This window comes from Roseomonas sp. USHLN139, from assembly GCF_037145735.1.
Taxonomy (GTDB): domain Bacteria; phylum Pseudomonadota; class Alphaproteobacteria; order Acetobacterales; family Acetobacteraceae; genus Pseudoroseomonas.
Genome location: NZ_JBBCWY010000002.1, coordinates 1 through 24,707, shown reverse-complemented (window position 1 = coordinate 24,707; position 24,707 = coordinate 1). Strand labels below are relative to the sequence as shown.

The window sequence follows — 24,707 nt, the reverse complement described above, 5'->3', positions numbered from 1 at the left end:
GTGTCGAATTCCCTGCGTCCCAACCTGCTGCCTGATGTCGACCTGGCCTTCCGCCTGTTCGACGAGCTGCGCGAGAAGAGCTTCGACGGCGTCGGCATCACCCGCGAGGCCTATGGGCCGGGCGAGGCGATGGCGCATGCGACGGTGAAGCGCGAAGCGGAAGCGCTCGGGCTGGAGGTGACGACCGATCCGGTCGGCAACCTGTACATGACCCTGCCGGGGACGGATCGCTCTGGCAAGCGCATCCTGATCGGCAGCCACATGGATTCGGTGCCGCAGGGCGGCAATTTCGACGGCGCGGCGGGGGTCCTCGCGGGCCTCGCCGCGGTGTCGGGGCTGAAGCAGGCCGGTTTCCAGCCGGCCCGCGACGTCACCGTCATGGCGATCCGGGCCGAGGAGGCGGGGGCCTGGTTCCCCACCTCCTATCCCGGCTCGCGCGGCTCGCTCGGCCGGTTGAAGGCCGAGGAGCTGCAGGTGCGGCGCCAGGACAGCGGCCGGACGCTGGCCGAGCACATGCGCGAGGAAGGCTTCGACCCGGATTTCGCCGCGCGCGGCGAGGCGGTGAACACGCCGGACAACACGCTGGCCTTCCTCGAGCTGCATATCGAGCAGGGCCCGGTGCTGGATGCCGAGGCGGTGCCGGTCGCCGTGGTCACCGGCATCCCCGGCAGCCGCCGGCTGCGCCAGGGCCGGGTGCTCGGCGAGTACAACCATTCGGGCGGCACGCCGCGGCGCTACCGCCGCGACGCCGCCATCGCCCTGGCCGAGCTGGCGCTGGCGCTGGACGAGGCCTGGGCGCTGCTGGAGGCGCATGGCCACAAGCTGGTGGTCACCTTCTGCACCCTGGCGACCACCGCCGAGGCGGGCTTCACCAAGATCCCGGGCGAGGCGACCTTCATGCTGGACGTGCGCAGCGTGAACCCGGCCTCGGTCGATGCCATCTTCGCCGAGCTGGCCCGGCAGGTGCCGCGCATCGAGGCGCGGCGCGGCGTGCGCTTCGAGCTCGGCGCCGAGACCGGCTCGGCCGCCTCGCCGATGGATGCCGGGATGCGCGCGGGGCTGAAGCGCGCCGCCGAGGCAATGGGCGTCGCGCATCTCGAGATGGCCTCCGGCGGCGGCCATGACGCGGCCGCCTTCGGCGCGGCGGGCATCCCGGCGGCGATGCTGTTCGTGCGCAACCAGAACGGCAGCCACAATCCGCACGAGGCGATGCGGAACGAGGATTTCGCCGAGGCCTGCAAGGTCGTCACCCGCTGGGTGAGCGACACCGCGGCCTGAGAGGCGGACGGCCGAGCGGTCCGGGGAGATGATTCCCCGGACCGGCATTCTGCTCTATGCTTCCGCCGCATGGAGAAGACAGAAATCTGGGTCGATGGTGATGCCTGCCCGGTGCGCGACGAGGTGTTCCGCGTCGCCGGCCGCCTGTCGCTGGTGGTGCATGTCGTGTCGAACGGCGCGCGCGGGGTGCGGCTGCCGGAGGTGGACTGGGTGAAGCGGGTGATCGTCGCCGAGGGGGCGGACGCCGCCGATGACTGGATCGCCGAGCGGATCCGCCCGCAGGACCTTTGCGTGACCGCCGATATCCCGCTGGCCTCGCGCTGCCTGGAGCGCGGCGCGCGGGCGCTGGCCCCGAATGGCCGCATCTGGACCAGCGACAATATCGGCCAGGCCCTGGCCGGGCGCGAGGTCTCGCGGCATCTGCGCGAGATCGGCGCCCTGACCCGGGGCCATGCGCCGATGACCGGCTCCGACAAGTCGCGCTTCCTCTCGGCGCTGGAGACCGAGGTGCAGGCGGCGCTGCGCGGCGCCGAGGCAAAGCCGGCCGCCTCGTGGCGGCCGGGGCTGTTCGACTAGAGCGGTTTCCCTTCGCCATGGCTCACTGCAACCACTCTACCTTTTTGTTTTTGCCAGCATCTTCACCCGATCTGGTGATTCCACCCGATCGGGATCGGCTCTAGCCTGGCGTCGGCACATCCTCCGGCAGCAGGCCCTGCTGCTTCAGCGCCGCCCAGAAGGCGGCCGGGATCTCCGCCCGCATCAGCGCCGCGTTCTGCCGCACCCGGTCGGCATGCTTGGCGCCCGGGATCACCGAGGCGACCACCGGGTTGGCGGCGCAGAACTGCAGCGCCGCCGCCTTCAGGTCGACGCCGTGCTGCGCCGCCACCGCCGCCATGCGGTCGCGCGCCGCCACCTGCTCGGGCGGCGCCTCCTGGTAGTCGAAGGTGGTGCCGCCGGCGAGCAGCCCGGAATTGTACGGGCCACCCACCACGACATGGGCGCCGCGCTCGGCGCAGAGCGGGAAGAGCTCCTTCGTCCCGGCCAGGTCGATCAGGCTGTAGCGCCCGGCCAGCAGGAAGACGTCCGGGTCGGATTCCCGCAGGGCGCGCACGCAGGGCTCCGGCAGGTTCACGCCCAGCCCCCAGGCGCGGATCATCCCTTCCTCGCGCATCCGGATCAGCTCGCGGAAGGCGCCGTCGCGGGCGATGCGGAAGGCCTCCTCATAGCCGTCGCCGAGATGGTCGGTGGCCAGGTCGTGCACATAGACGACGTCGATGCGCCCGACGCCCATGCGCTGCAGGCTGTCCTCCACCGAGCGGCGGGCGCCGGCGGCGGTATAGTCCTGCTTCCGCCGGAACATCATGGCGCTGAGGAAGGGATGCGCCAGCTCCGGCTCGGTGCTCGGCTCCAGCAGCCGGCCGACCTTGGTGGAGAGGACATAGTCGTCGCGCGGCTTGCCGCGCAGCAGCGCGCCGAAACGGTGCTCCGACAGCCCCGCCCCGTAATGCGGCGCCGTGTCGTAGTAGCGGATGCCGCAGTCCCAGGCGGCCTGCAGCGTCGCCTCGGCGGTGGCGTCGTCGATGCGGGCGAACATGTCGCCGAGCGGCGCGCCGCCAAAGCCGAGCGGACCGGGGGGAGCGAAACGGGCCATGCTGGGTTCTCCTTCAGGCTTCGCTGAGGAGACGGATGGTGGGGGCAGCGGTTGCAGGAAGGAAGCGCCGGACAGGCCGGCCGGCATGAATTCCGCGGGACCGGCGACCTGAGGGAGCCGTAGGACTAGGGCTCGCGGATGCTCTCCTGCAGGCCGCGGGTGATCGGATACAGGAAATAGCCCAGCACGCTGCGCGTCCCCACCATGATCTCGGCCGAGACGGTCATGCCGGCCGTCAGCCGGGCGCCCTCCGGCAGGTTGCGCAGCGCGGTGCCGTCCAGCGTCACCTGGCCGCGATGGACGGCGCCGCCGCCTGTCGAGGGCGGCGTCTCGGCATCGCGGCTCTCGCTGCCGCGGGTGAAGGATTCCTGGCTGATCGCGCGCAGATGGCCCGACACCGCGCCGTGGCGCTGGAAGGGGAAGGCGTCGATCTTCACCGTCACCGCGTCGCCCGGCCGGGTGTAGCCGATATCGGCCGAGCCGATGGTGACCTCGGCGATCAGCGGCACGTCGGCGGGGGTCAGGCTGATCAGCGCCTCGCCCTCGCGCAGCACCGAGCCGACCGAGCGGCGGGCGACCTCCAGCACGACGGCGTCCTGCGGCGCGGTGATGCGGGTCAGCTCGTCCAGGCGGGCGGCCTTGGTGAGCGACTCTTCCACCCGGGTCAGCTCGGCGCGGGTGCGGACGGCCTCCTCCAGCAGCAGGCGGCGCCATTCGTCGAGGAAGGCCTGGCGCTCGGCGCGGCGGGCGGCGAGGCTGTGGCGCAGCTCGGTCGCGCGGTTCAGCGCGCCGCGCCAGTCCTGCTCGGTCTGCAGCCGCTGGCCGCGGGCGCCGAGATATTGCAGGCGGGAGCCGACCTGGCCTTCCAGCAGCCGGGCGCGCACGCCCTCGACATCGCTGGCGACGGCGAGCTGCTGCGCCAGGTAGGTGGCCTGCTCCTCGGCGGTGCGGATGGCGGCCTGCTGGCTGCCGATCTCCTCGTCGAAGCCCTGCAGGCGGGTGGCGTATTGCGCCTGGCGCTGGCGCCACAGGGTGAATTGCAGGGCGGCGTCCAGGTTGCCGGGGGCGGGGGCGGCCAGCGGCTGCTCGGTCAGCTCGGCTTCCAGCCGGGCGGTCTGGGCGGCCAGCGCCTGGCGCTGGGTGTCGAGCGCGGCGCGGTCGGCGCGGGCGAAGGTGGGATCGAGCACGGCCAGCACCTGGCCGGCCACGACGCGCTCGCCAGGGCGGACGCGGATCTCGCGGATGATCGAGCGGTCCATCGGCTGCAGCACCAGCGGCGGGCTGTCGGTGACCAGGCGGCCGGTGCCGATGACGACGATGTCGGTCTCGGTCAGCGCCGCGGTCGCGACCAGGCCGACCAGCAGCAGGGCGACCAGATAATGCGGGCCGCGCAGCCAGGGCGGCGGCGGCTCGGCGATGACCTGCTCCAGCTCGTCCTGGAAGTCGAGCACCTCCGGGTCGGGCGGCGTGGGCTGCGGCGCGGCGGGGCGGGGTGCCCGGCCGAAGCGGGGCAGCAGACCCGACCAGGGCCGGCGCGGCGGGGCCGGGAGGTCGAGCCCTTGGCGCAGGGTGAGGCTCATGCCGCCAGCTCCGCCGGCGGCGCCACCGGCGCGTGCAGGTGCTGGGTCTGGGTGTCCCACAGCTGGCGGTAGACGGCGCAGCGCTCCAGCAGCACGGCATGGGAGGCGAAGTCCAGCACCTGGCCGCGGTCCAGCACCAGGATGGCATCCGCCATGACCAGCGAGGCCAGGCGGTGCGAGACGATCAGCATGGTGCGGCCACGGGCGATCTGCGCCAGGTTCTGCTGGATGATGGCCTCGCTCTCGGGGTCGAGGGCGCTGGTGGCCTCGTCGAAGATCAGCAGGCGCGGCTCGGTCAGCAGGGCGCGGGCGATCGCCAGGCGCTGGCGCTGGCCGCCGGAGAAATTCGCCGCGCTCTCCTCGACCAGCGTGTCATAGGCCATCGGCAGGCGGTCGATGAACTCGGCGGCGCCGGCCATGCGGGCGGCCTCGATGATGGCGGTCATCGGCGCGTCCGGGCGGGCGGCGGCGATGTTTTCCCGGATCGTGCCCCTGAACAGCAGATTGTCCTGCAGGACGACGCCGACGTTGCGGCGGAGATGCGGCAGCTCGATCTGGCGCAGGTCGACGCCGTCCAGCTGGATCAGCCCTTCCTGCGGCAGGTGGATGGCCTGGACCATGCGGGTGACCGTGGTCTTGCCGGAGCCGGAGCGGCCGACCAGCCCGATCACCTGGCCGGGCTGCACGCTGAAGGAGACATTGTTCAGGGCCGGGGTGGCGGCGCCGGGATAGCGGAAGCCGACCCCCTGGAACTGCAGGGCGCCGGTGATCTCCGGCCGCGCCCGGCGGTCCTGGCCCTGGCGCTCGGGGGCGGTGTTCATCACCGTGCCCAGCATCTCCACCGACAGCGCCGCCTCCTGGTATTCGTTGATCAGGGCGACGATCTGCACCAGCGGCCCGGTGACCCGGCCGGAAAGCATGTTGAAGGCGACCAGCGCGCCGATGCTGAGCTCGCCCTGGAAGACCAGCAGGGCGCCGACGCCGAGCACGCTGATCTGCATCAGCTTCTCGAGGCCCGTGGTCAGCACGTTGCCGGTGGCGGCGACCTGGCCGACGCCGGCATGCTGGCGCATGGCGGTGGCCACCTTGCCGTCCCAGGCCTTCTCGCGCGCCGGCTCCAGCACCAGCGACTTCACCGCCCGCATGTTGTGCAGCGTCTCGACCAGATAGGCCTGGCGGGCGCCCTCCGACTGGTAGAGCGCGTTCAGCTTGCCGCGGAACAGCGGCACCAGCCCGCCGATGACGGCGGCGATGGTCAGCGAGAAGCCGAGCACGACCGCGGTCAGCACGCCGCTGTAGAGCACGAGGAGGACCAGCAGCACCGGCAGGGCGGCGGCGTCCAGCAGGGTCTGGAACAGCCGCCCGGTCAGGAAGTGGCGCAGCTTCTCGGTCTGCTGCAGGTGGCGGGCGAGCACGCCGGCGCTGTTGCTCTCGAAGAAATGCAGCGGCAGGCCGAGCAGGTGGCGGAAGGTGCGCGAGCTCAATCGCGCGTCGATCTTGTTGCTGGCCAGCAGCATCAGCCGCTGCCGGGCATAGCTGAAGATCCCGTCGAAGACGGTCAGCAGCACGAAGACGGCGACCACCACGGTCAGCGTCTGGTAGCTGTGATGGGTGATGACCTTGTCGATCAGCACCTGGAACAGCAGCGGGATGGCGAAGCTGATCAGGTTCGCCATGATCGCGGCGATGGCCACGCCCTGGAACAGGCGGCGGTGGCGGATGATCTCGGGCAGGAACCAGCGCAGGCCGAAGCGCTGGTTCTCGTCGGTGACCTTGTTGGCGCGCTTCGCGACGACCAGGCGGCCCGACCACTCGGCCAGGAAGGCCTCGCGGCCGACCAGCTGGACGCCGGCGGCCTCGTCGCGCGGATCGAGGATGGCGGCCAGCTTCGACCCGTCGGCCGCGGCCACCAGATGCACCAGGATGAACCAGCTGCCATCGCGCCGCGTCGCCAGCGCCGGATAGGCGCTGCCCAGGCTGCCGGCCTTGTCCCAGTCGCAGCGGCTCAGCGCCTTGCCGGCCAGCCCGGCGCCCTTCAGACTGCGCAGCACCGCGCCGGTCATGTCGCCGCGCGCCGGCACCGGCAGTTCGGCCGGGGTCAGATGCTGGCCATGATGCATGGCGAGCAGGAAGACGCATCGAAGCGCGGTCAGTTCGGCTGTCAGTTCAGAGGCCAAGGCCGCTTACCCACCAGGGCTGGAAGTTTTTTCCGGAGCGTTAAAAGACGCTCGTGATGTTGCCCAGGCATTAACCATTAGTGGCCGGCCGCGCCGCGACGGCGGGCGCGGGAAAATCCGCCGAAAACAGCGGTGAAGCCTGACCGTTCCGCACTCGTGAACATACCGGCCAGACGTTCACTTGCCGTTAACGTTCTGACCCGATGGTGCGCCCGGGAAGGTCGCCCGGGTCAAAAGGTCCCGTGCCGCCCCTGACGTCCGGCGCCGCAGGCGAGGGGGTCCATTCCAAAAGCGGCTGAAGAATCCGGCCGGATCAGTCCCGAAAAATCTGGGCGGGCATGTGGAGAAACTCGTGGCCCCGTTGCAGCACGGCCTTTCGCAGGCCGCTTGGCATCCGCCGATGCCGGCTTCGCTGACGCCCCTCGTGGCGTGCCACCGCGATTCCCCCGCCCGCCTGGCCTTCGAGACTGCCGGTCCCGGCACCTCTGACCATGGCCGTCACGCCGCCCGCGCCCCCGCGGGCGGTCCTGCTGCCGCCTAACCCCACCCCCCCAAGAAAAACTCGGCGCGAAGGTCAGAGACCATGGCTGTCATCGGCTCCCTCACCACCACCCAGATCCAGGGTCTCTCCACCACCGCGGTCGCGGCGCTGAAGACCAGCGACATCCGCAGCCTGGCGGCGACGCAGCTGGCGGCGCTGACCACCACGCAGATCGGCGTGCTGTCGACGACGCAGCTGGCGGCGCTGCAGACCAGCCAGGTGGCGGCGCTCGAATCGACCGATGTCGCGGTGCTCAGCACCTCGCAGCTGCGCGGCCTGGCCTCGACGCAGCTCGCCGCGCTGACCACCACCCAGGTCGGCGCGCTGACCACGACGCAGGTGCGCACCCTGTCGGCGACCCAGGTGAAGGGGCTGACCAGCACGCAGATCGGCGCGCTGGACACCACCCAGATCACCAGCCTGACGACGACCCAGATCAATGCGCTCAGCACCAGCCAGGTGCGCGGCTTCGAGACCACCGATCTCGCCGCGCTGACCACGACGCAGGTGCTGGGGCTGAGCTCGGCGCAGCTCGGCGCGCTGACCACGACGCAGTTCGCCTCCCTTGAATCGACCGATGTCGGCGTGCTGACCTCGACCCAGATCAAGGGCCTGACCAGCAGCCAGCTGGCCGCGCTGACCACCACCCAGGTGGCCGCGCTGACCACGACGCAGCTCGCCTCGCTGGCCGCCATGCAGGTCAAGGGGCTCGAGACCACCGACCTCGCCGCGCTGAACACCACGCAGATGGCCGGCCTCGGCTCGGCCCAGCTGGCGGCGCTGACCACCACCCAGCTGCGCGGCATCGAGAGCACCGACCTCGCCGTCCTCGGCACGGCGCAGCTGCGCGGCCTGTCGTCGAGCCAGCTGGCGGCGCTGACCACGACCCAGCTTGGCGCGCTGACCACCACCCAGGTGGCGAGCCTGGCCACCAGCCAGGTGGTCGGCCTGACCACGACGCAGGTGGCGGCCCTCGACACCACCCAGATCACCAGCCTGACCACGACGCAGCTGGCGGCGCTGACCACCAGCCAGGTGCGCGGCTTCGAGACCACCGACCTCGCCGCGCTGACCACGACGCAGGTGATCGGCCTGACCTCCGGCCAGCTGGCGGCGCTGACCACGACGCAGGTGGCTGCCCTCGAATCGACCGATGTCGGCGCGCTGCGCACCACCCAGCTGCGCGGCCTGGCCTCCAGCCAGGTGGCGGCGCTGACCACGACGCAGCTCGGCGCGCTGAGCACGACGCAGATCGGCGGCCTGTCCACCCAGCAGCTGGTCGGGCTGACCACGACGCAGCTGGTGGCGCTCGACACCACGCAGATCGGCGGGCTCTCCTCCTCGCAGCTCGGCATCCTGACCACCGCCCAGGTGCGGGCACTGGAGACCAGCGACATCGCGGCGCTCAGCACCACGCAGCTGCGCGGCCTGACCGTGGCGCAGCTCGGCGCGCTGAGCACGACGCAGCTGGCGGCGGTGACCACCACCCAGGTGCGGGCGCTGACCAATACCCAGGTCGCCGGGCTGACCTCGACCCAGGTCGGTGCGCTCGACACCACCCAGGTGACGGCGCTGCTGACCAGCCAGCTGGGCGCCCTGACCACGGCGCAGCTGCGCGGCCTCGAGACCACCGACCTCGCCGCGCTGACGACGACGCAGATGGCGGGCCTGACCTCGGCGCAGCTCGCCGGGCTGACCACGACGCAGCTCGCCGGCCTGGAATCCACCGATCTCGCGGTGCTGACCACGACGCAGCTGCGCGGCCTGACCTCGGGCCAGGTCGCCGGCCTCTCCACCACCCAGGTGGCGGCGCTGACCACGACGCAGCTGGCGGGCCTGACCACTGCCCAGGTGAAGGGCTTCGAGACCACCGACCTGGTGGCGCTGACCACGACGCAGATGGCGGGCCTGACCTCCGGCCAGCTCGGCGCGCTGAGCTCGACCCAGCTGCGCGCCCTCGAGACCACCGACCTCGCGGTGCTGGCCACCAGCCAGATCCGCGGCCTGGCCTCCAGCCAGCTGGCCGGGCTGACCACCACCCAGGTGGCGGCGCTGACCACGACGCAGATCGGCGGCCTGAGCACGACGCAGCTCGCCGGCTTCAGCAGCACCCAGGTCGCCGCCCTGACCACCACCCAGGTGACGGCGCTGGCCACCAGCCAGGTCGCCGGCCTGTCGACCGCCCAGCTGCGCGGCTTCGACACCACCGACGTGGTCGCCCTGACCACCACCCAGATGGCCGGGCTGACCTCGACCCAGCTGGCCTCGCTGAGCACGACGCAGCTCGTCGCCCTCGAATCCACCGATCTCGCGGTGCTCGGCACGGCGCAGCTGCGCGGCCTGACCTCGACCCAGGTCGCCGCCGTCACCACGACGCAGCTCGGCGCGCTGACCTCGACGCAGGTGGCCGGGCTGACCTCGGCGCAGCTGGCGGGGCTCACCACCACCCAGGTGGTGGCGCTCTCCACCACCCAGGTCGGCGGGCTCGGCTCGGCCCAGATCGGCGCCCTCTCCACCACCCAGCTGCGGGCGATGGAGACCACCGACCTGGTGACGCTCTCCACCACCCAGCTGCGCGGCCTGACCTCCGACCAGCTCGGCGCGCTGACCACCACCCAGTCGGCGCTGCTGACCACCACCCAGGTGGCCGGGCTGAACGCCACCCAGGTGAAGGGCCTGACCACGGCGCAGGTCGCGGCGCTGACCACCACGCAGGTCGGCGCGCTGACCACCACCCAGCTCGGCGCCCTGACCACGGCGCAGGTGCTGGGCTTCGAGACCACCGACCTCGCCGCGCTGGCCACCTCGCAGATCGTCGGCCTCGGCTCGGCGCAGCTGGCGGCGCTGACCACGACGCAGTTCGTCGGCCTCGAATCGACCGATGTCGCGGTGCTGACCACGGCGCAGCTGAAGGGCCTGACCACCGCCCAGGTGGCGGCGATGACCACGACGCAGCTGGGCGCCGTCACCACGACGCAGCTGGCCGCGCTGTCCACCGCCCAGGTGAAGGGCTTCAGCACCACCGACATCGCGGCGCTGACGACGACGCAGATGGCGGGCCTCACCGCGCCGCAGCTCGGCGCGCTGTCGACGACGCAGCTGCGCGGCTTCGAGACCAGCGACCTCGCGGTGCTGAACACCACGCAGATCCGCGGCCTGCTGGCCAGCCAGATCGGCGCGCTGACCACCACCCAGCTCGACGCCATCACCACCACCCAGGTGGCGGCGCTGACCACGACGCAGCTCGCCGGCCTGACCACCACCCAGGTCGCCGCGCTCTCGACCACCCAGGTGGGCGCGCTGGCCACCAGCCAGCTCGCCTCGCTCTCGACCAGCCAGCTGCGCGGCTTCGAGACCACCGACCTGGTGGCGCTGACCACGACGCAGATCCTCGGCCTGACCACCGGCCAGCTGGCGGCGCTCAGCAATGCCCAGGTGGCGGCGCTGGAATCGACCGATGTCGCGGTGCTGACCACCACCCAGGTGCGCGGCCTGACCTCCAGCCAGCTCGGCGCCCTGACCACGACGCAGCTCGGCGCGCTGGCCACCACCCAGGTGGCGGCGCTGACCACGGCGCAGGTCCAGGGCCTGACCACGACGCAGGTGGGCGCGCTGACCACCACCCAGGTGGCCGCGCTCTCGACCGGCCAGCTGGCGGCGCTGACCACGGCGCAGCTGCGCGGCTTCGAGACCACCGACCTGGCGGTGCTGAGCACCACCCAGGTGCGCGGGCTGGGCTCGGCGCAGCTCGGCGCGCTGACCACCACGCAGATGGAGGCGGTGACCACCACCCAGCTCGGGGCGCTGACCACCACCCAGCTGCAGGGCCTGACCACCACCCAGGTGGCGGCGCTGACCACGACGCAGCTGCCCGGCCTGTCCTCGACCCAGATCGGCGCCCTGACCACGGCGCAGGTGAAGGGCTTCGAGACCACCGACCTCGCCGCGCTGGCCACCAGCCAGATCGTCGGCCTGGGCTCGGCCCAGCTGGCGGCGCTGACCACCGCCCAGCTGGTGGCGATCGAGACCACCGACCTCGCGGCGCTGACCACGGCGCAGCTGCGCGGCCTGACCGCCACCCAGGTGACGGCGCTGACCTCGACCCAGGTGGTGGCGCTGACCACCACCCAGCTGGGCAGCCTGACCGCCGCCCAGATCAAGGCGATCGACACCACCGACCTCGCGGCGCTGACCACGACGCAAATGGCGGGCCTCGGCTCCGACCAGGTCAGCGCCCTGACCACCACCCAGGTGGTGGCGCTGGAATCGACCGACCTGGCGGTGCTGACCACCACCCAGCTGCGCGGCCTGACCACCGGCCAGGTGGCGGCGCTGAACACCACCCAGCTGGGGGCGCTGACCACGACCCAGGTGGCCTCGCTGAACTCCGCCCAGGTGAAGGGCTTCACCTCGACCCAGGTGGCGGCGCTGACCACCACCCAGGTCGGGGCGCTGACCACCACGCAGATCGGCGCCCTGAGCACCGCGCAGCTGCGCGGCCTCGAGACCACCGACCTGGCGGCGCTGACCACGACGCAGATGGCCGGGCTGACCTCGACCCAGCTGGGCGGGCTGAGCAACACCCAGCTGCAGGCGATGGAGAGCACCGACGTCGCGGTGCTGACCACCGCCCAGCTGAAGGGCCTGACCACCGGCCAGGTGGCGGCGCTGACCACCACCCAGGTGAGCGCGCTGACCACCACCCAGCTGCGCGGCCTGGCCACCGGCCAGATCCGCGGGCTGGAGACCAGCGACATCGCCGTGCTCAGCACCACCCAGATCGGCGGGCTGACGGCGACGCAGCTGAACGCGCTGACCACCGGCCAGGTGGTCGGGCTGACCACCACCGGGCTGGCGGCACTGACCACCACCCAGGTCAGCGGCCTCGGCACCGAGCTGATCGGCAGCCTCTCCACCACCCAGGTGGTGGCGCTGACCAGCACGGCGGTGACCTCGCTGACCACCACCCAGATGGCCGGCTTCACCACCGGCCAGCTGGCGGCGCTGACCACCACCCAGATCGGCGGGCTGGAAAGCACCGACATCGTGGCGCTGACCGACACCCAGGTGGCGGCCTTCACCTCGACGCAGATCGGTGCGATGGACAACAACCAGGTGAGCGCCCTCTTCCTCTGAGGGTTCTCGCCGCCCGCCGCCGCAACCCGCGGCGGCGGGCGATGGTTCTGTCCGCCGGGCTGCCAGGGAAGGGCCAGGGATGAGCGACACCGCCAGCTTCAACGCGCTCTCGGGCCTCGACCTCCGGGTCAAGGTCGTCGATATCGGCGCCAATCCGATCGACAGCGACCCGCCCTATGCCGGGATGCTGAAGCGCGGCGCGGCCGAGGTGGTGGGCTTCGAGCCCAATCCGGACGCGCTGGCGGTGCTGGAGCAGCGCCGCTCGCCGCTCGAGCGCTATTTCCCGCATGCGGTGGGCGATGGCCGGCGGCACACGCTGAAGATCTGCCAGGCGCCGGGCATGACCTCGCTGCTGGAGCCGGACCCGGCGATCCTCGGCCTGTTCCACGGCTTCCCCGACTGGGGCACGGTGCTGGGGCGGGAGGAGATCGACACCGTCCGCCTGGACGACGTGCCCGAGACCGAGGGCGCCGACCTGCTCAAGCTCGACATCCAGGGCGCCGAGCTGATGGTGCTGCAGCATGCCGTGCAGCGCCTGGCCCGTGCCTCGGTGATCCAGGCCGAGGTCGAGTTCCTGCCGCTCTACCAGGACCAGCCGCTGTTTGGCGACGTCGAGCGCTTCCTCCGCGGCCAGGGTTTTGTTTTCCACCGCTTCTTCCCGGTGGTCAGCCGGACGATCCGGCCGATGCTGGTGGACCAGAACATCTATGCCGGGCTCTCCCAGCTGGTCTGGGCGGACGGGCTTTTTCTTCGGGATTTTACCAGGCCGGCGGCGCTCACCGACCACCAGCTGCTGGCGATGGCCGCCATCCTGCACGACTGCTACCAGTCCTACGACGTCGTGCTGCACCTGCTGGGCGAGCATGACCGCCGCCATGCCGGCAGCCTGGCCGCGACCTATTTCACCGCGCTGCAGGCGGTGCCGCGGGCGGTCCCCCAGACGGCGTCCCAGACGGCCTGAAGCCGCCCGGGACCGATCGCCTGGCAGGGGCCATCAGGGCAGGGGGGGCTGGACGCTGCCCGCCCGCTGGCTCCACCCTGCAGCCTTCTCTCCTCTCTCCGGAAGCCGGATCATGACCGAAGCCGAGACCCCTGCCGTCCCCTCGGCCCCCGCCCCGCGCCGCACCGTGCTGCATGTCGGCTGCGGTCCGGCCAGCCCGCACAAGCTGCCGCCCGCCTTCTTCCCGGCCGGCGAGTGGCAGGAGGTCCGCCTCGACATCGACCCCTCGGTCGCGCCCGACATCATCGCCTCGATCACCGACATGGCGGCGGTGGCCTCGGCCTCGGCCGATGCGGTCTGGTCCTCGCACAATCTCGAGCACCTCTACCCGCATGAGGTGCCGGTCGCCTTCGCCGAGTTCCGCCGTGTCCTCAAGCCCGGCGGCTTCGCGCTGATGACCATGCCCGACCTGCAGCAGGTCGCGGCGCTGGTGGCCGAGGACAAGCTGGGCGATGCCGCCTATGTCTCGCCGGCCGGGCCGATCACCCCGCTCGACATGCTCTACGGGCTGAACAGCGCGCTGGCCCAGGGCAACCACTACATGGCGCACAACACCGGCTTCACCGCCCGCACCCTGGAGGCCGGGCTGCGCGCCGCCGGCTTCCCGGTGGTCCGCGTGGTGCGGGACGGCAATTTCGCGCTCTGGGCGACGGCCTATATGGCGGCGCCCTGACCGCGGGGCCGCTCCCGGAAAAATAGTCCGACAATCTGATAGCGGATTGACGAGCGGCGGCCTGCCGGCCTTGGATGATTCCAACAAGACTGGAGGAATCATCCAATGCAGCAGGTGCATGCTGCCGCCCGCGCCTCGCGCCGGCGGCTGCTGGCGGGGACGGCTGGCCTGGTGGCGGCGCCCTTTGTCATACGATCCGCCCGCGCCGCCGAGGCGGTCAGCATCGGCGTGGTCATGCCGCTGTCCGGCGCCAACGCCCAGTTCGGCATCAATGCCCGCAATGGCGTGCAGTTCGTCGCCGACCAGATCAACGCCGCCGGCGGCATCAAGGCGCTGGGCGGTGCCAAGATCGAGCTGGTGGTGGCCGACGCCACCTCCTCGCCGACCAACGCGGCCTCGGTCGCGCAGCGGCTGATCACCCAGAACCGGGTGCTGGCGATGATCGGCGCCTTCGCCTCCTCGCTGACCATCGCCATGTCCGAGATCACCGAGCGGCGCAACCTGCCGCTGCTGACCATGTCCTTCTCGGACGAGATCACCGGCCGCGGCTTCAAGAACATCTTCCAGGTGGTCGCCAAGGCCTCGGTGCTGGGCAAGGCGCAGCTCGACCTGACCATGCAGCTGGCCCAGGCCTCCGGCCAGAAGCTGGAACGCATCGCCATCATGTACGAGGACACCGCCTACGGCACCTCGCAATCCGGCGGGCTGCGCGCCGCCGCCAAGGCCGCCGGCGTCGAGGTGGTGATGGACGAGGCCTATCCGCTGGGCATCACCGACGTCACGCCGCTGATCAACAAGCTGCGCGGCGCCAATGCCCAGGCGGTCTTCCCGGTCTCCTACCTGAATGACAGCCTGCAGATCATCCGCGCCATGCGGGCGCAGCAGCTCGACATCCCGACCATCGGCGGTGCGGCCGGCTATGTCATCCCCGACTTCGCCCGTGGCCTCGGCGCCGCCGCCGAGGGCGTCCTCTCCATCTCCCCCGCCAATTACGACCTGGCGCCCGAGCTGACCGAACCCTTCCGCCAGCGCTTCGGCTATTTCATGGTGCATGAGGCGCTGGAGAACGGCGTCTGCCTGTCGGTGGTCGCCGAGGCCCTGGAGAAGACCGGCAAGGCCGACCGCGAGGCCTTGCGCGACGCGCTGCGCGGCCACCGCTTCGAGACGGGTCTCGCCAGGGCGATGACCGGCGGCGCCGTGCAGTTCGACGCCAGCGGCCTCAACACCCTCTCCGAGCCGGTGATGGTGCAATGGCGTGGCGACCAGCTGGTCACCGTGGCGCCCGGCCACCTGGCGCGCGCCCCGGCCGTCTGGAAACGCTGAGGCCGATCGGATGCTGAGCCTGGCGCAGGCCGTGCTGGACGGGGTGATGATCGGCGGGGTCTATGCCGTCATCTCCATGGGGCTGACCCTGGTCTTCGGGGTCATGGGGATCGTCAATTTCGCCCAGGCGCAGTTCCTGATGCTGGGCATGTTCACCGCCTGGTTCGCCTGGCGCTTCCTCGGCATCGACCCGCTGCTGGGGTCCTTCCTGGCCTTCGCCGTCATCTTCGCGCTGGGCTGGGCGCTGCAGGCGACGCTGTTCCGCCGCGTGCTCTCGGCGCCCCCGGTCGCCCAGATCTTCCTGACGGTCGGCCTGATCATCGTGCTGGAGAATGCGGCGCTGCTGCTCTTCGGCTCCGAGTTCCGCTCGGTGGCGACGCCCTACCAGACCGCCTCGCTGCGGCTCGGCGCGCTTTTCATCAATGTCCCTTACCTGGCGGCCTTCCTGCTGTCGGTGGCCTGCGGCGGGCTGCTCTGGTGGTTCCTCGACCGCAGCTGGTTCGGCCGCGCCATGCGGGCCACCGCCCAGGATCCGATGGCGGCCCGGCTGATGGGGATCGACGCCGCCCGCATGCACCGCCTGGCCTTCGGGCTGGGTGTCGGCCTCTCGGCCTTCGGCGGCGCCGCCATCCTTCCCTACCTGACCGTCTATCCGACCGTGGGCAGCCAGTTCTCGGTGCTGATGTTCACCGTCGTCGTGCTGGGCGGCCTCGGCAGCATCGCCGGCGCGGTGGTGGGCGGCGTCGCGGTCGGCGTCATCCAGTCGGTCTCCACCCTGGTCTTCCCGATCCAGCTGCAGAACCTGGTGCTCTTCCTGCTGTTCATCGCCGTGCTGGCGCTGCGGCCGGAGGGGCTGATGGGGGGCAGCCGATGAGCCGCGCCCTGGTCGCCCTGGCGCTGCTGGCCGCCGGCCTGCTGCCGCTCGGGCTGGAGGCGGAAGGCTATGCCATCCATGTGCTGACCCTGGCGCTGCTGTTTGCCGCGCTCGGCCAGGCCTGGAACATCGTCGGCGGGCTGGCGAACCAGATGTCGCTGGGCCATGCCGCCTTCTTCGGCATCGGCGCCTATGCCGCCACCATCCTGCAGATCCGCTTCGGCCTGTCGCCCTGGCTGGGCCTGGGCGTCGCGCTGGTCCTCGGCGGGCTGGCGGCGGCGCTGATCAGCCTGCCCACCATGCGGCTGCGCGGCCATTACTTCGCGCTCGCCACGCTGGCCTGCGGCGAGGTGATGCGCGTCATCGCCAACACCGCCGCGCCGCTGACCGGCGGCCCCGCCGGCATTTCCGTCCCCTTCGGCGCCGAGGGCGTCTGGATGATGCGCTTCGAGGGCGGCCGGCCGATCTACTGGCTGATGCTCGGCGCGCTGGTCGTCGTCACCGCCATCTTCGAGGTGATCCGCCGCGGCGCCCTGGGCTACCGGCTGCGCGCCGTGCGGGAGAACATCGCCGCCGCCGAGGCCATCGGCGTCGACACCGCGCGGGTCAAGCTGCAGGCCGCCATGATCTCCGGCGCGCTGACCGCGGCGCTCGGCGTGCTCTATGCCCAGTTCAACTTCTTCTTCGACCCTGACACGGTCTTCGGGGTCGCCAGCATCTCGGTGCGAATCGCGCTGATGGCCATTATCGGCGGCATCGGCACGGCGGCGGGGCCGATCCTCGGCGCGCTGATCGTCATCCCGCTGGAGGAATTTGCCAACGCGGCCCTGTCCGACCGTGCCGCCGGGCTGTCGCAGCTGGTCTATGGCGCCGTGCTGATCGCCATGGTGCTGGTCGAGCCGCGCGGCCTGATGGCGCTGCGCCACTTCTGGCAGCGCCGCCCGCGGAGGGCCTCGGCATGAGCGGCCCGATCCTGTCGGTCAGTGGCCTGTCCAAGCGTTTCGGCGGCCTCCAGGCCCTGAATGACATTTCTTTCGACGTGGCACGAACAGAGATCCTCGGCGTCATCGGGCCGAACGGCGCCGGCAAGACGACGCTGTTCAACAATCTGGCCGGGCTGCACCGCCCGGATGCCGGGTCGATCAGGCTCGACGGCGTGTCGCTGGTCGGGCTGAAGCCGCACCGCATCGCCGGGCTGGGACTGACAAAAACCTTCCAGAACGTGGCGCTCTTCGCCGAGAGCTCGGTGCTGGACAATGTGCTGATCGGCGGGCTGCTGCGGCATGGCGTCGCCGAGGCCCGCGCCTTCGCCCTGCATTGCCTGGAGCAGGTCGGTCTCGCCGGCATTGCGGAGAAGCAGGCAGGGGAACTGTCCTTCCCCGAGCGCGCCCGTGTGGAAGTGGCCCGGGCGCTTGCCACACAGCCAAAAATCCTGCTGCTGGACGAGGTGATGGCGGCGCTGAACCATGCCGAGATGGAGGCGCTGATGGCGCTGATCCGCCGCCTGCGCGACGGCGGGCTGACCGTCATCGTCATCGAGCACCATATGAAGGCCATGCTGGCGCTCTGCGACCGCATCATCGCCATCAGCTTCGGCCGCAAGCTGGCCGAGGGCAGCCCGGCCGAGATCGCCCGCCACCCCGAGGTGGTCGCCGCCTATCTGGGACGCGCCCATGCCGTCTGACGCCGTGCCCCTGCTGGAGATTTCCGGCCTGTCCGCCCGCTACGATGCCGGCGAGGTGCTGCAGGACATCTCCCTGACCATGCACCCGCAGGAGTTCCTCTGCATCATCGGCGCCAACACGGCGGGGAAGAGCACGCTGCTGCGCTGCATCTCGCGCCTGGTGCCGCGCGCCCGCGGCAGCATCCGCTTCCACGGGCAGGAGCTGATGGGCCAGCCCGCCCATGCCATCCCGGGCCTCGGCATCGCCCATGTGCCGGAGGGGCGCCACGTCTTTCCGGCCATGACGGTGGAGGAGAACCTCTGCCTCGGCGCCTTCGCCATCCGCCAGCGGCCCGGGCTGACCGGGCGGCTGGAGGCGGTCTATGCCCTCTTCCCGCGCCTGGCCGAGCGCCGCCGCCAGCGCGCCGGCACGCTCTCGGGCGGCGAGCAGCAGATGGTCGCCATCGGCCGCGCCATGATGCTGGAGCCGCGCCTGCTGATTCTGGACGAGCCCAGCCACGGCCTGGCGCCGATCATCGTCGAGGAACTGCACCGCGCCCTGGTCGATATCCATGCGCGCGGCACCTCGGTGCTGCTGGTCGAGCAGAACACGGCGCTCGCCCTTTCGGTCGCCGGGCGCGGCTATGTGCTGGAGGCCGGGCGGGTGGTGCTGGAAGGGCCGGCGCGGTCGCTCGCCCAGGACCCGCGGGTGCGCGAGGCCTATCTGGGCCTCTAGCCTCGCGATCGGGCCGCCGGCTGCTATATGTCAGTCGGACAGGATGGATGAAGGACCGGCATGGACAGCGTGGCACCGGACAAGCTCGAGCAGGAGAAGGGGGATCAGGGCCTCCGCGTGACGCCGCAGCCGATGCGGCGCCAGGTGGAGGAAGGGCTGCGCGCCGCGATCATCGCCGGCCGCTTCGCCCCCGGCCAGCACCTGCCCGACCGGCTGCTCTGCGAGCTGTTCGGCGCCAGCCGCAGCGTGGTGCGCGAGGCGGTGCGGCTGCTGGAAGCCGAATCGCTGATCGTCGTCCTGCCCAATCGTGGTCCCTTCGTCGCCTGGCTGTCCTCGACGGAGGCCGCGCAGATCTACGAGGTGCGCGGCGTGCTGGAGGCGCTGGCCGGCGAGGGCTTCGCCATCCGCGCCACCGATGCCGAGCGGGCCGAGCTGCGCGCCGTCTATGAGCGCCTGGCCGCCGCCGGCGAGGCCAGCGACCGCACCGAGCTGCTGGCCATCAAGCGGGATTTCTACGCCGTGCTGCTGCGCGGCTGCCGCAATCCGATGGTGGCCCGCATGCTGGACCAGATGCTGAACCGCAACAGCCAGCTGCGCGCCACCTCGCTCTCCGAGCCGGGGCGGCTGCCGCACACGGTGGCGGAAATCCGCCGCGTGGTGCAGGCGATCGAGCATCGCGACCCGGAAGGCGCCTGGGAGGCCTGCCGCCATCACGTCAAGCGCGCCGCCGCCGTGGCCGTGCGCATCCTGCGCGAGCGGGAGGAGCGCGACGGCACCCCCTATGGCCGCGAGGCCTGACTTGCGCCGCCGACGGATTGTCCGTCAATATTCCGCCCCGAGACAAGGGAGAGGAATGGCGGATGCAGGCATCGCTTCCGGGGCTGGACCCCGCGCGGCTGGCTTCGGCCCTGGCCGATCCGGAGCTGCTGGCGTCGGGCACCGGCCTGACCCTGCGGGTGCGGTTGATGAGCGGTGCCGAGGGGCTGGACATCGTCCTGGACGCCGGCCTGCCGCAGGCGCAGCCGATGCGCGGCGAGGCGGAGATCGCCCTGGAGGCGCCCGCCGCCACCTGGCTCGGCGTCTTCGCGGCCTTGCCGCCGCCGGGCAGCCAGTCCTTCACCGCCTTGCAGCTGAAGAACCCGGAAGCCCGGCTGGCCGGCGACCCGCTGCGCATCGCCCAGGCGCGGGCCTTTCTCGAACGGCTGCTCGAATTGCTGCGCCCGGCACTGCCGGCCGTGGCCCCGGCCCCGCGCGACCTGTCCGGCATCACCGGCCGCTACCGGACCCTGCGCAGCGAGGAAGGGCCTTTCGACATCTTCGTCGAGGAAGCCGGGCAGGGCATCCCCGTCGTGCTGCTGCACACCGCCGGCGCCGATGCGCGGCAGTACCAGGCGCTGCTGGCCGATCCGGCGCTGACCGCGCGGCATCGGCTGATCGCCTTCGACGCGCCCTTCCATGGCCGCTCCTCGCCGCCGCTGGGCTGGGATGGCGGCGCCTATCGCCTGACCCAGGCGCGCTATCTCGACTGGGTGCGCGCCTTCCTGCGTGACATCGTGCGGGAACCCGCGGTGCTGGTCGGCTGCTCGATGGGCGCCGCCATCACCCTGGTCGCGGCGGCCGAGATCCCCGAGCTGCTGCGCGGCGCCATCGCGCTGGAGCCGCCCTTGCGCGCGCCGGGGCGGCGGAACCCCTTCCTGGCGCATGCGGCGGTGGCGACGGGGCTGCACAACGCGGCCTATGTGCGCGGGCTGATGAGCCCCTCCAGCCCCGAGGCGCAGCGTCGCCGCGCCGGCTGGATCTATGCCCAGGGCGGCCCCGGCATCTATGCCGGCGATCTTTCCTTCTACAGCGACGAATTCGATGGCAGCTTGATCGGGCCGCGCATCGACACGGCGCGCGTGCCGCTGCAGCTGCTGACCGGCGAATACGACTACTCGGCGCCGCCGGAGCAGGGGGAGGAGCTGGCGCGGCTGATCCCGGGCGCGGTGTTCCGCCGCATGCCGGGGCTCGGCCACTTCCCGATGACCGAGGATCCCGATCATTTCCTCCGCTATTTCCGCCCGGCCCTGGAAGCGGTCACGACTGTCAGACAATCTGCCGATTGAGGATTGACCGACAATCCGCGCGGCCGCATCCTGCCGCTTCCAAGCAACAGGAGGACGCCATGGCGGAAAGCGAGATGTTCGAGAAGGGCCTCGAGGTGCGGCGCGCGGTGCTCGGCGCCGAGTATGTCGATGGCGGCATCGCCAAGGCCGACGACTTCATGATGGCCTTCCAGCGCATCACCACCGAATGGTGCTGGGGCTATGCCTGGACCCGCGAGGGGCTGGACCGCAAGACGCGCTCGCTGCTGAACCTGGCGATGCTGACCGCGCTCGGTCGCACGCCGGAGATCAAGCTGCACACCAAGGGCGCGCTGGCCAATGGCGTGACGGTGGAAGAGATCAAGGAAGTGCTGCTGCACGCCACCGTCTATTGCGGCATCCCGGCCGGGCTCGACGCCTTCAAGGCGGCGCATGAGGTGCTGAAGGCCGAGGGCGCCATCCCCGCCGCGCCGGCGAAGCCCGCCGAATGAGCGCCATCCGCCGCATCGGCTTCATCGGCATCGGCAATATGGGCTGGCCGATGGCGGCCAATCTGCTGAAGGCCGGCTTCGAGGTCGCCGTCGTCGATGCCCGTCCCGGCCACGCCCGGAAGTTCGCGGCCGAGGTCGGCGGGCGCCCGGCGGAGACCGCCGCCGAGGCCGCCCGCGACGCCGATGCCATCGTCACCATCCTGCCGACCAGCAAGCATGTCGCCTCGGTCGTCGAGGAAATCGCGCCGGTCCTGAAGAAGGGTGCCGTCCTCGTCGAAATGTCGTCCGGCGTGCCGGGCGAGACGCGGCGCATCGCCGGGCAGCTGGCGGCGCAGGGCGTCGATGTTGTCGACTGCCCGGTCTCCGGCGGCGTGCCGCGGGCGAAGAGCGGCGAGCTCGCCATCATGGCCGGCGGCGAGGAAGCGGTGCTGGACCGCGTCGATCCGGTGCTGAAGGCGGTGGGCACCACCGTGCATCGCTGCGGCGGCACCGGCGCCGGCCAGGCGATGAAGGCGCTGAACAACCTGGTCAGCGCCGGCGGCTTCCTGATCGGCATCGAGGCGCTGCTGATCGGCCAGAAGTTCGGGCTCGACCCGGCGCTGATGGTCGATGTGCTGAACGCCTCGACGGGGATGAACAACAGCACGCAGAAGAAGTTCAAGCAGTTCGTGCTGTCGCGCCGCTTCGATTCCGGCTTCGGCCTGGACCTGATGGTGAAGGACCTGTCCATCGCGCTCGAGGTCGGGCGGGATGGCGCGGTGCCCACGCCCTTCGCCGCGCTCTGCCGCGAGCTGTGGAGCAGCGCCGGCGGGCTGCTCGGCCCGGGGCAGGACCATACCGCGGTCGCCCAGCTCAGCGAGAAGCTGGCGGGCGGCGCGCTGGGCGGCGGCAACCGCCCCGATTGACCGCGACCGGCCGGGGGCAGCCTCCCCGGCCGCCACCGCGCAAGAGCTCAAGGAAACGGACAGTGAAAAAGAACCTGCTGAAGGCGGGGCTGGCGGCGCTTGGCCTGGCGGGGGCGATCCTCCCCGCGGCTGCCCCTGCGGCCGCCCAGGACTTCCCCAGCCGCACCATCACCATGGTGGTCCCCTACGCGCCCGGCGGTTCGACCGACGTGCTGGGGCGGATCCTGGCGCGCGGCATGGGCAAGGCGCTGGGCCAGACCGTGGTGGTCGAGAACCAGGGCGGCGCGGGCGGCAGCATCGGCACCCAGCGCGTGGTGCGCGCGGCGGCCGATGGCTACACCCTGGTCTTCGGCAATACCGGGCCGCTGGCGGCCAATGTCGCGCTCTATCCGAATCTCGGCTACGACCCGCGCAGCGACCTGGCGCCGATCGGGCTGGGCGCCAGCAACCCGATGGTCATCGCCGCCTCCAACCGCAGCGGCGTCAGGACGCTCGACGCGCTGCTCGGCCGGCTGCGCAGCCTGAAGGGGGAGGCGACCTTCGGCAATGCCGGGGCCGGCTCGACCAGCCATCTGGCGGCGGCGCTGTTCCTGCAGATCACTGGCACCCAGGCCACCGCGGTCGGCTATCGCGGCGTCGGCCCGGCGATGACCGACCTGACGGCCGGTGTGATCGACGCGCTGATCGACCAGACGCTGACCATGATCCCGGCGCACAAGGGCCAGCAGGTGGTGGCGCTGGCGGTCGCCACGCCGCAGCGCCTGCCGCAGCTGCCCGATGTTCCCACCTTCGCCGAGGCCGGCGTCGGCCATTTCAACATGGCGGTGTGGAACGCGCTGCTGGCGCCGGCCGCCACGCCGGCGCCGGTGGTGGCGCGCCTGGTCCGCGCGCTGGACGCGGCCCTCGACGACACGGAGGTGCGCACGCGGCTGGGCGAGCTCGCCGCGGTGCTGCCGGAAGGCGAGGGGCGGGGACCCGAGCCGCTGCGCCAGCTGATCGCCGGCGAGGTCGAGCGCTGGGGCGTCACCATCCGCGAAGCCGGCATCCGCGTCGAATAAATGGTCGTGCCTCACGTTGACGCGAGGTGGCGATCGGCTAAGCATCCGGCCCATGTCGGATAACGGCGCCAGGCCTTCTCCCCTCGGCTTTTTCAGGACCCTGTGGGCCCCGGCGATCCGCAATCGCCGGGAACTGCGGCGCTATGTGTTCGTCGTCACGCTGGCGGCGATGGTCTTCGCGCTGGCGATCGACGTCGCCAACCAGCTCTTCTTCTTCGTCAGCTGGGAGGTGGCGCTGCGCTCCTGGCTGGTGACCGGGCTGGTGGTGCCGACTTTGGCGGTGCCGCTGCTCGGCTTCATGGCGCGCTCGCACCTGGCGCTGTGGGAGGGCAAGCAGGAGATGGCCCGGCTCAGCCGCACCGATTCCCTCACCGGCCTGGCCAATCGCCGCGCCCTGATGGAGGCGGCCGAGCAGGGGGTGATCACCGCCATGGTGCTGGTGATCATCGATCTCGACCGCTTCAAGCGGATCAATGACAGCCTGGGGCACCGCGCCGGCGACCATGTGCTGCGCATCGTGTCGCAGGCCCTGTCCGAGGAACTGGCGGGCTTCGGCCTGCTCGGCCGGCTGGGCGGCGAGGAATTCGCCCTGATCTCCACCCATCCGGACGCCGCCGCCCTGGTGGCCCGGCTGGAGGCGGCGCGCGCCCGGCTGGCCGGCCAGGCGATCCTGGTCGAGGGCCGCGCGACCAGCGTGACCATCTCGGCCGGCGCCGCGCTGCGCGAGGCGATGAGCTTCGACGAGCTCTATGCCGCCGCCGACCGCGCCCTCTATGAGGCCAAGCAGGGCGGGCGCAACCGCATCTGCTGCGCGCCGCCGCTGCCCGTGCCGCCCTCGCCCGACGCCTCGCCCGGCGCCAGCAGCGCCGCCTAAGGCCCGCGCTCCGGCCCCTGCCGCAGGCGCAGCAATTCCTGCATGACCGCTTGCGTGGCCCGCAGCTGCGCATGGATCCTGCGCAGCGAGGCGACGCCGCGCAGTTGCGGATCGGCCAGCTCGAAGGCCGCCATGGCGGCTTCCAGCCGGTGCCGCGCATCCGGGATGCCGAGGCTGAGGCCGACGCCGCCTGCCAGATCGAACAGCCAGGCCGCGAGCCGGCGCTGTGACTGGAGGGCGGCCTCCAGCGCCAGGGCGGCGCAGCGGCCTGGATCATCACCGGCGCCCTCCGGCCAGGGCGCCTGGGGCGGGCGTGGCGCGGCACTGGCGAAGCTCTGCTGGATCCTGTGCTCGTCCTCGGGCAGCAGCGCATCGCCCGAGGCGGCGAGCTGCTTCAGCAGTACCGCATAGGCCCGCGCCCGGACCGCCCCGTCCTGCTCGGCCAGCAGGCGGCGGGCCTCGGCATGGCTGGTCTCGATCCAGGCGGCCTCGGCTTCCCGCCGCAGGCGATCGAGGTCGGCAGCCTGCACGATGCCGCCTCCACCACGGAACCTAGAGCATAATCCGATCATTCTGGTTCATATCCTGCGGCGGTGAAGTAGCTGGCACACTCCTGCGGTGAGAACTGCGGGAGGGCGTCACGGATGGCATCCCAGAGCGCAT

Annotated in this window: 20 protein-coding genes; 16 read left to right on the top strand and 4 right to left on the bottom strand. The window is 71.5% G+C overall.

The genetic code is table 11. The features are described from left to right. Positions 1 to 1,278 (top strand): hydantoinase/carbamoylase family amidase, encoded by a 1,278-nt coding sequence (locus tag WFI16_RS07430; protein ID WP_419897178.1) that lies wholly within the window; start codon positions 1 to 3, stop codon positions 1,276 to 1,278. Positions 1,279 to 1,347: 69 nt separating this feature from the next. Continuing rightward, entirely contained in the window at positions 1,348 to 1,854 is a 507-nt protein-coding gene (locus WFI16_RS07425) for a YaiI/YqxD family protein (RefSeq protein ID WP_419897177.1), read from the top strand. A 100-nt stretch (positions 1,855 to 1,954) separates the two neighbouring features. Here the strand turns inward: WFI16_RS07425 and WFI16_RS07420 are convergent, their stop codons facing one another. The 3 genes from WFI16_RS07420 to WFI16_RS07410 form a co-directional block, all read right to left on the bottom strand. Then, on the bottom strand, positions 1,955 to 2,929 hold the full coding sequence (locus WFI16_RS07420) for an aldo/keto reductase (protein ID WP_419897176.1): 975 nt from the start codon (positions 2,927 to 2,929) through the stop codon (positions 1,955 to 1,957). 125 nt (positions 2,930 to 3,054) lie between these two features. Then, the gene (locus tag WFI16_RS07415) at positions 3,055 to 4,509 is read right to left on the bottom strand and encodes an HlyD family type I secretion periplasmic adaptor subunit (RefSeq protein WP_419897175.1); all 1,455 of its coding nucleotides are present in this window, start codon (positions 4,507 to 4,509) and stop codon (positions 3,055 to 3,057) included. Then, entirely contained in the window at positions 4,506 to 6,686 is a 2,181-nt protein-coding gene (locus WFI16_RS07410) for a peptidase domain-containing ABC transporter (RefSeq protein ID WP_419897174.1), read from the bottom strand. Before WFI16_RS07410 ends, WFI16_RS07415 begins: the two co-directional genes overlap by 4 nt. A 583-nt stretch (positions 6,687 to 7,269) precedes the next feature. Here WFI16_RS07410 and WFI16_RS07405 point away from each other — a divergent pair. From WFI16_RS07405 to WFI16_RS07340, 14 genes are all read left to right on the top strand, one after another. Beyond that, positions 7,270 to 12,363: a beta strand repeat-containing protein gene (locus tag WFI16_RS07405; RefSeq protein WP_419897173.1), complete on the top strand. Its 5,094-nt coding sequence runs from the start codon at positions 7,270 to 7,272 to the stop codon at positions 12,361 to 12,363. Positions 12,364 to 12,442: 79 nt separating this feature from the next. After that, on the top strand, positions 12,443 to 13,324 hold the full coding sequence (locus WFI16_RS07400) for an FkbM family methyltransferase (protein WP_419897172.1): 882 nt from the start codon (positions 12,443 to 12,445) through the stop codon (positions 13,322 to 13,324). Between the two features lie 112 nt (positions 13,325 to 13,436). Beyond that, positions 13,437 to 14,036, top strand: coding sequence for a class I SAM-dependent methyltransferase (locus WFI16_RS07395; RefSeq protein ID WP_419897171.1), 600 nt, complete (start codon positions 13,437 to 13,439; stop codon positions 14,034 to 14,036). Positions 14,037 to 14,141: 105 nt separating this feature from the next. Continuing rightward, the gene (locus tag WFI16_RS07390; RefSeq protein WP_419897170.1) at positions 14,142 to 15,359 is read left to right on the top strand and encodes an ABC transporter substrate-binding protein; all 1,218 of its coding nucleotides are present in this window, start codon (positions 14,142 to 14,144) and stop codon (positions 15,357 to 15,359) included. A 10-nt stretch (positions 15,360 to 15,369) separates the two neighbouring features. Further along, positions 15,370 to 16,233, top strand: coding sequence for a branched-chain amino acid ABC transporter permease (locus WFI16_RS07385; RefSeq protein WP_419897169.1), 864 nt, complete (start codon positions 15,370 to 15,372; stop codon positions 16,231 to 16,233). Continuing rightward, entirely contained in the window at positions 16,230 to 17,195 is a 966-nt protein-coding gene (locus WFI16_RS07380; protein WP_419897168.1) for a branched-chain amino acid ABC transporter permease, read from the top strand. The genes WFI16_RS07385 and WFI16_RS07380 overlap by 4 nt, the downstream gene beginning before the upstream one ends. Continuing rightward, on the top strand, positions 17,192 to 17,917 hold the full coding sequence (locus WFI16_RS07375; RefSeq protein WP_419897167.1) for an ABC transporter ATP-binding protein: 726 nt from the start codon (positions 17,192 to 17,194) through the stop codon (positions 17,915 to 17,917). Before WFI16_RS07380 ends, WFI16_RS07375 begins: the two co-directional genes overlap by 4 nt. Then, entirely contained in the window at positions 17,907 to 18,632 is a 726-nt protein-coding gene (locus tag WFI16_RS07370; protein ID WP_442970657.1) for an ABC transporter ATP-binding protein, read from the top strand. Before WFI16_RS07375 ends, WFI16_RS07370 begins: the two co-directional genes overlap by 11 nt. A gap of 60 nt (positions 18,633 to 18,692) precedes the next feature. After that, positions 18,693 to 19,430: a GntR family transcriptional regulator gene (locus WFI16_RS07365; RefSeq protein WP_419897166.1), complete on the top strand. Its 738-nt coding sequence runs from the start codon at positions 18,693 to 18,695 to the stop codon at positions 19,428 to 19,430. 62 nt (positions 19,431 to 19,492) lie between these two features. After that, on the top strand, positions 19,493 to 20,737 hold the full coding sequence (locus WFI16_RS07360) for an alpha/beta fold hydrolase (protein ID WP_419897165.1): 1,245 nt from the start codon (positions 19,493 to 19,495) through the stop codon (positions 20,735 to 20,737). A 59-nt stretch (positions 20,738 to 20,796) separates the two neighbouring features. Next, on the top strand, positions 20,797 to 21,207 hold the full coding sequence (locus WFI16_RS07355) for a carboxymuconolactone decarboxylase family protein (protein WP_419897164.1): 411 nt from the start codon (positions 20,797 to 20,799) through the stop codon (positions 21,205 to 21,207). Then, entirely contained in the window at positions 21,204 to 22,112 is a 909-nt protein-coding gene (locus WFI16_RS07350; protein ID WP_419897163.1) for an NAD(P)-dependent oxidoreductase, read from the top strand. Before WFI16_RS07355 ends, WFI16_RS07350 begins: the two co-directional genes overlap by 4 nt. Positions 22,113 to 22,174: 62 nt before the next feature. Next, the gene (locus tag WFI16_RS07345; RefSeq protein ID WP_419897162.1) at positions 22,175 to 23,170 is read left to right on the top strand and encodes a Bug family tripartite tricarboxylate transporter substrate binding protein; all 996 of its coding nucleotides are present in this window, start codon (positions 22,175 to 22,177) and stop codon (positions 23,168 to 23,170) included. A gap of 145 nt (positions 23,171 to 23,315) precedes the next feature. Then, the gene (locus tag WFI16_RS07340) at positions 23,316 to 24,044 is read left to right on the top strand and encodes a GGDEF domain-containing protein (protein ID WP_419897161.1); all 729 of its coding nucleotides are present in this window, start codon (positions 23,316 to 23,318) and stop codon (positions 24,042 to 24,044) included. Here the strand turns inward: WFI16_RS07340 and WFI16_RS07335 are convergent. After that, positions 24,041 to 24,574, bottom strand: a complete 534-nt coding sequence (locus WFI16_RS07335) for a hypothetical protein (RefSeq protein WP_419897160.1) — start codon at positions 24,572 to 24,574, stop codon at positions 24,041 to 24,043. The two genes, WFI16_RS07340 and WFI16_RS07335, sit on opposite strands and share 4 nt — an antisense overlap. Between the last annotated feature and the right edge of the window lie 133 nt (positions 24,575 to 24,707).

What these genes read in the sequence shown, in the direction of transcription:
- WFI16_RS07395 (WP_419897171.1), top strand. Translation starts at nt 13,437, where the DNA reads ATGACCGAAGCCGAGACCCCTGCCGTCCCCTCGGCCCCCGCCCCGCGC.
- WFI16_RS07405 (WP_419897173.1), top strand. Translation starts at nt 7,270, where the DNA reads ATGGCTGTCATCGGCTCCCTCACCACCACCCAGATCCAGGGTCTCTCC.
- WFI16_RS07390 (WP_419897170.1), top strand. Translation starts at nt 14,142, where the DNA reads ATGCAGCAGGTGCATGCTGCCGCCCGCGCCTCGCGCCGGCGGCTGCTG.
- WFI16_RS07370 (WP_442970657.1), top strand. Translation starts at nt 17,907, where the DNA reads ATGCCGTCTGACGCCGTGCCCCTGCTGGAGATTTCCGGCCTGTCCGCC.
- WFI16_RS07400 (WP_419897172.1), top strand. Translation starts at nt 12,443, where the DNA reads ATGAGCGACACCGCCAGCTTCAACGCGCTCTCGGGCCTCGACCTCCGG.
- WFI16_RS07375 (WP_419897167.1), top strand. Translation starts at nt 17,192, where the DNA reads ATGAGCGGCCCGATCCTGTCGGTCAGTGGCCTGTCCAAGCGTTTCGGC.
- WFI16_RS07385 (WP_419897169.1), top strand. Translation starts at nt 15,370, where the DNA reads ATGCTGAGCCTGGCGCAGGCCGTGCTGGACGGGGTGATGATCGGCGGG.
- WFI16_RS07360 (WP_419897165.1), top strand. Translation starts at nt 19,493, where the DNA reads ATGCAGGCATCGCTTCCGGGGCTGGACCCCGCGCGGCTGGCTTCGGCC.
- WFI16_RS07350 (WP_419897163.1), top strand. Translation starts at nt 21,204, where the DNA reads ATGAGCGCCATCCGCCGCATCGGCTTCATCGGCATCGGCAATATGGGC.
- WFI16_RS07355 (WP_419897164.1), top strand. Translation starts at nt 20,797, where the DNA reads ATGGCGGAAAGCGAGATGTTCGAGAAGGGCCTCGAGGTGCGGCGCGCG.
- WFI16_RS07365 (WP_419897166.1), top strand. Translation starts at nt 18,693, where the DNA reads ATGGACAGCGTGGCACCGGACAAGCTCGAGCAGGAGAAGGGGGATCAG.
- WFI16_RS07415 (WP_419897175.1), bottom strand. Translation starts at nt 4,509, where the DNA reads ATGAGCCTCACCCTGCGCCAAGGGCTCGACCTCCCGGCCCCGCCGCGC.
- WFI16_RS07380 (WP_419897168.1), top strand. Translation starts at nt 16,230, where the DNA reads ATGAGCCGCGCCCTGGTCGCCCTGGCGCTGCTGGCCGCCGGCCTGCTG.
- WFI16_RS07425 (WP_419897177.1), top strand. Translation starts at nt 1,348, where the DNA reads ATGGAGAAGACAGAAATCTGGGTCGATGGTGATGCCTGCCCGGTGCGC.
- WFI16_RS07420 (WP_419897176.1), bottom strand. Translation starts at nt 2,929, where the DNA reads ATGGCCCGTTTCGCTCCCCCCGGTCCGCTCGGCTTTGGCGGCGCGCCG.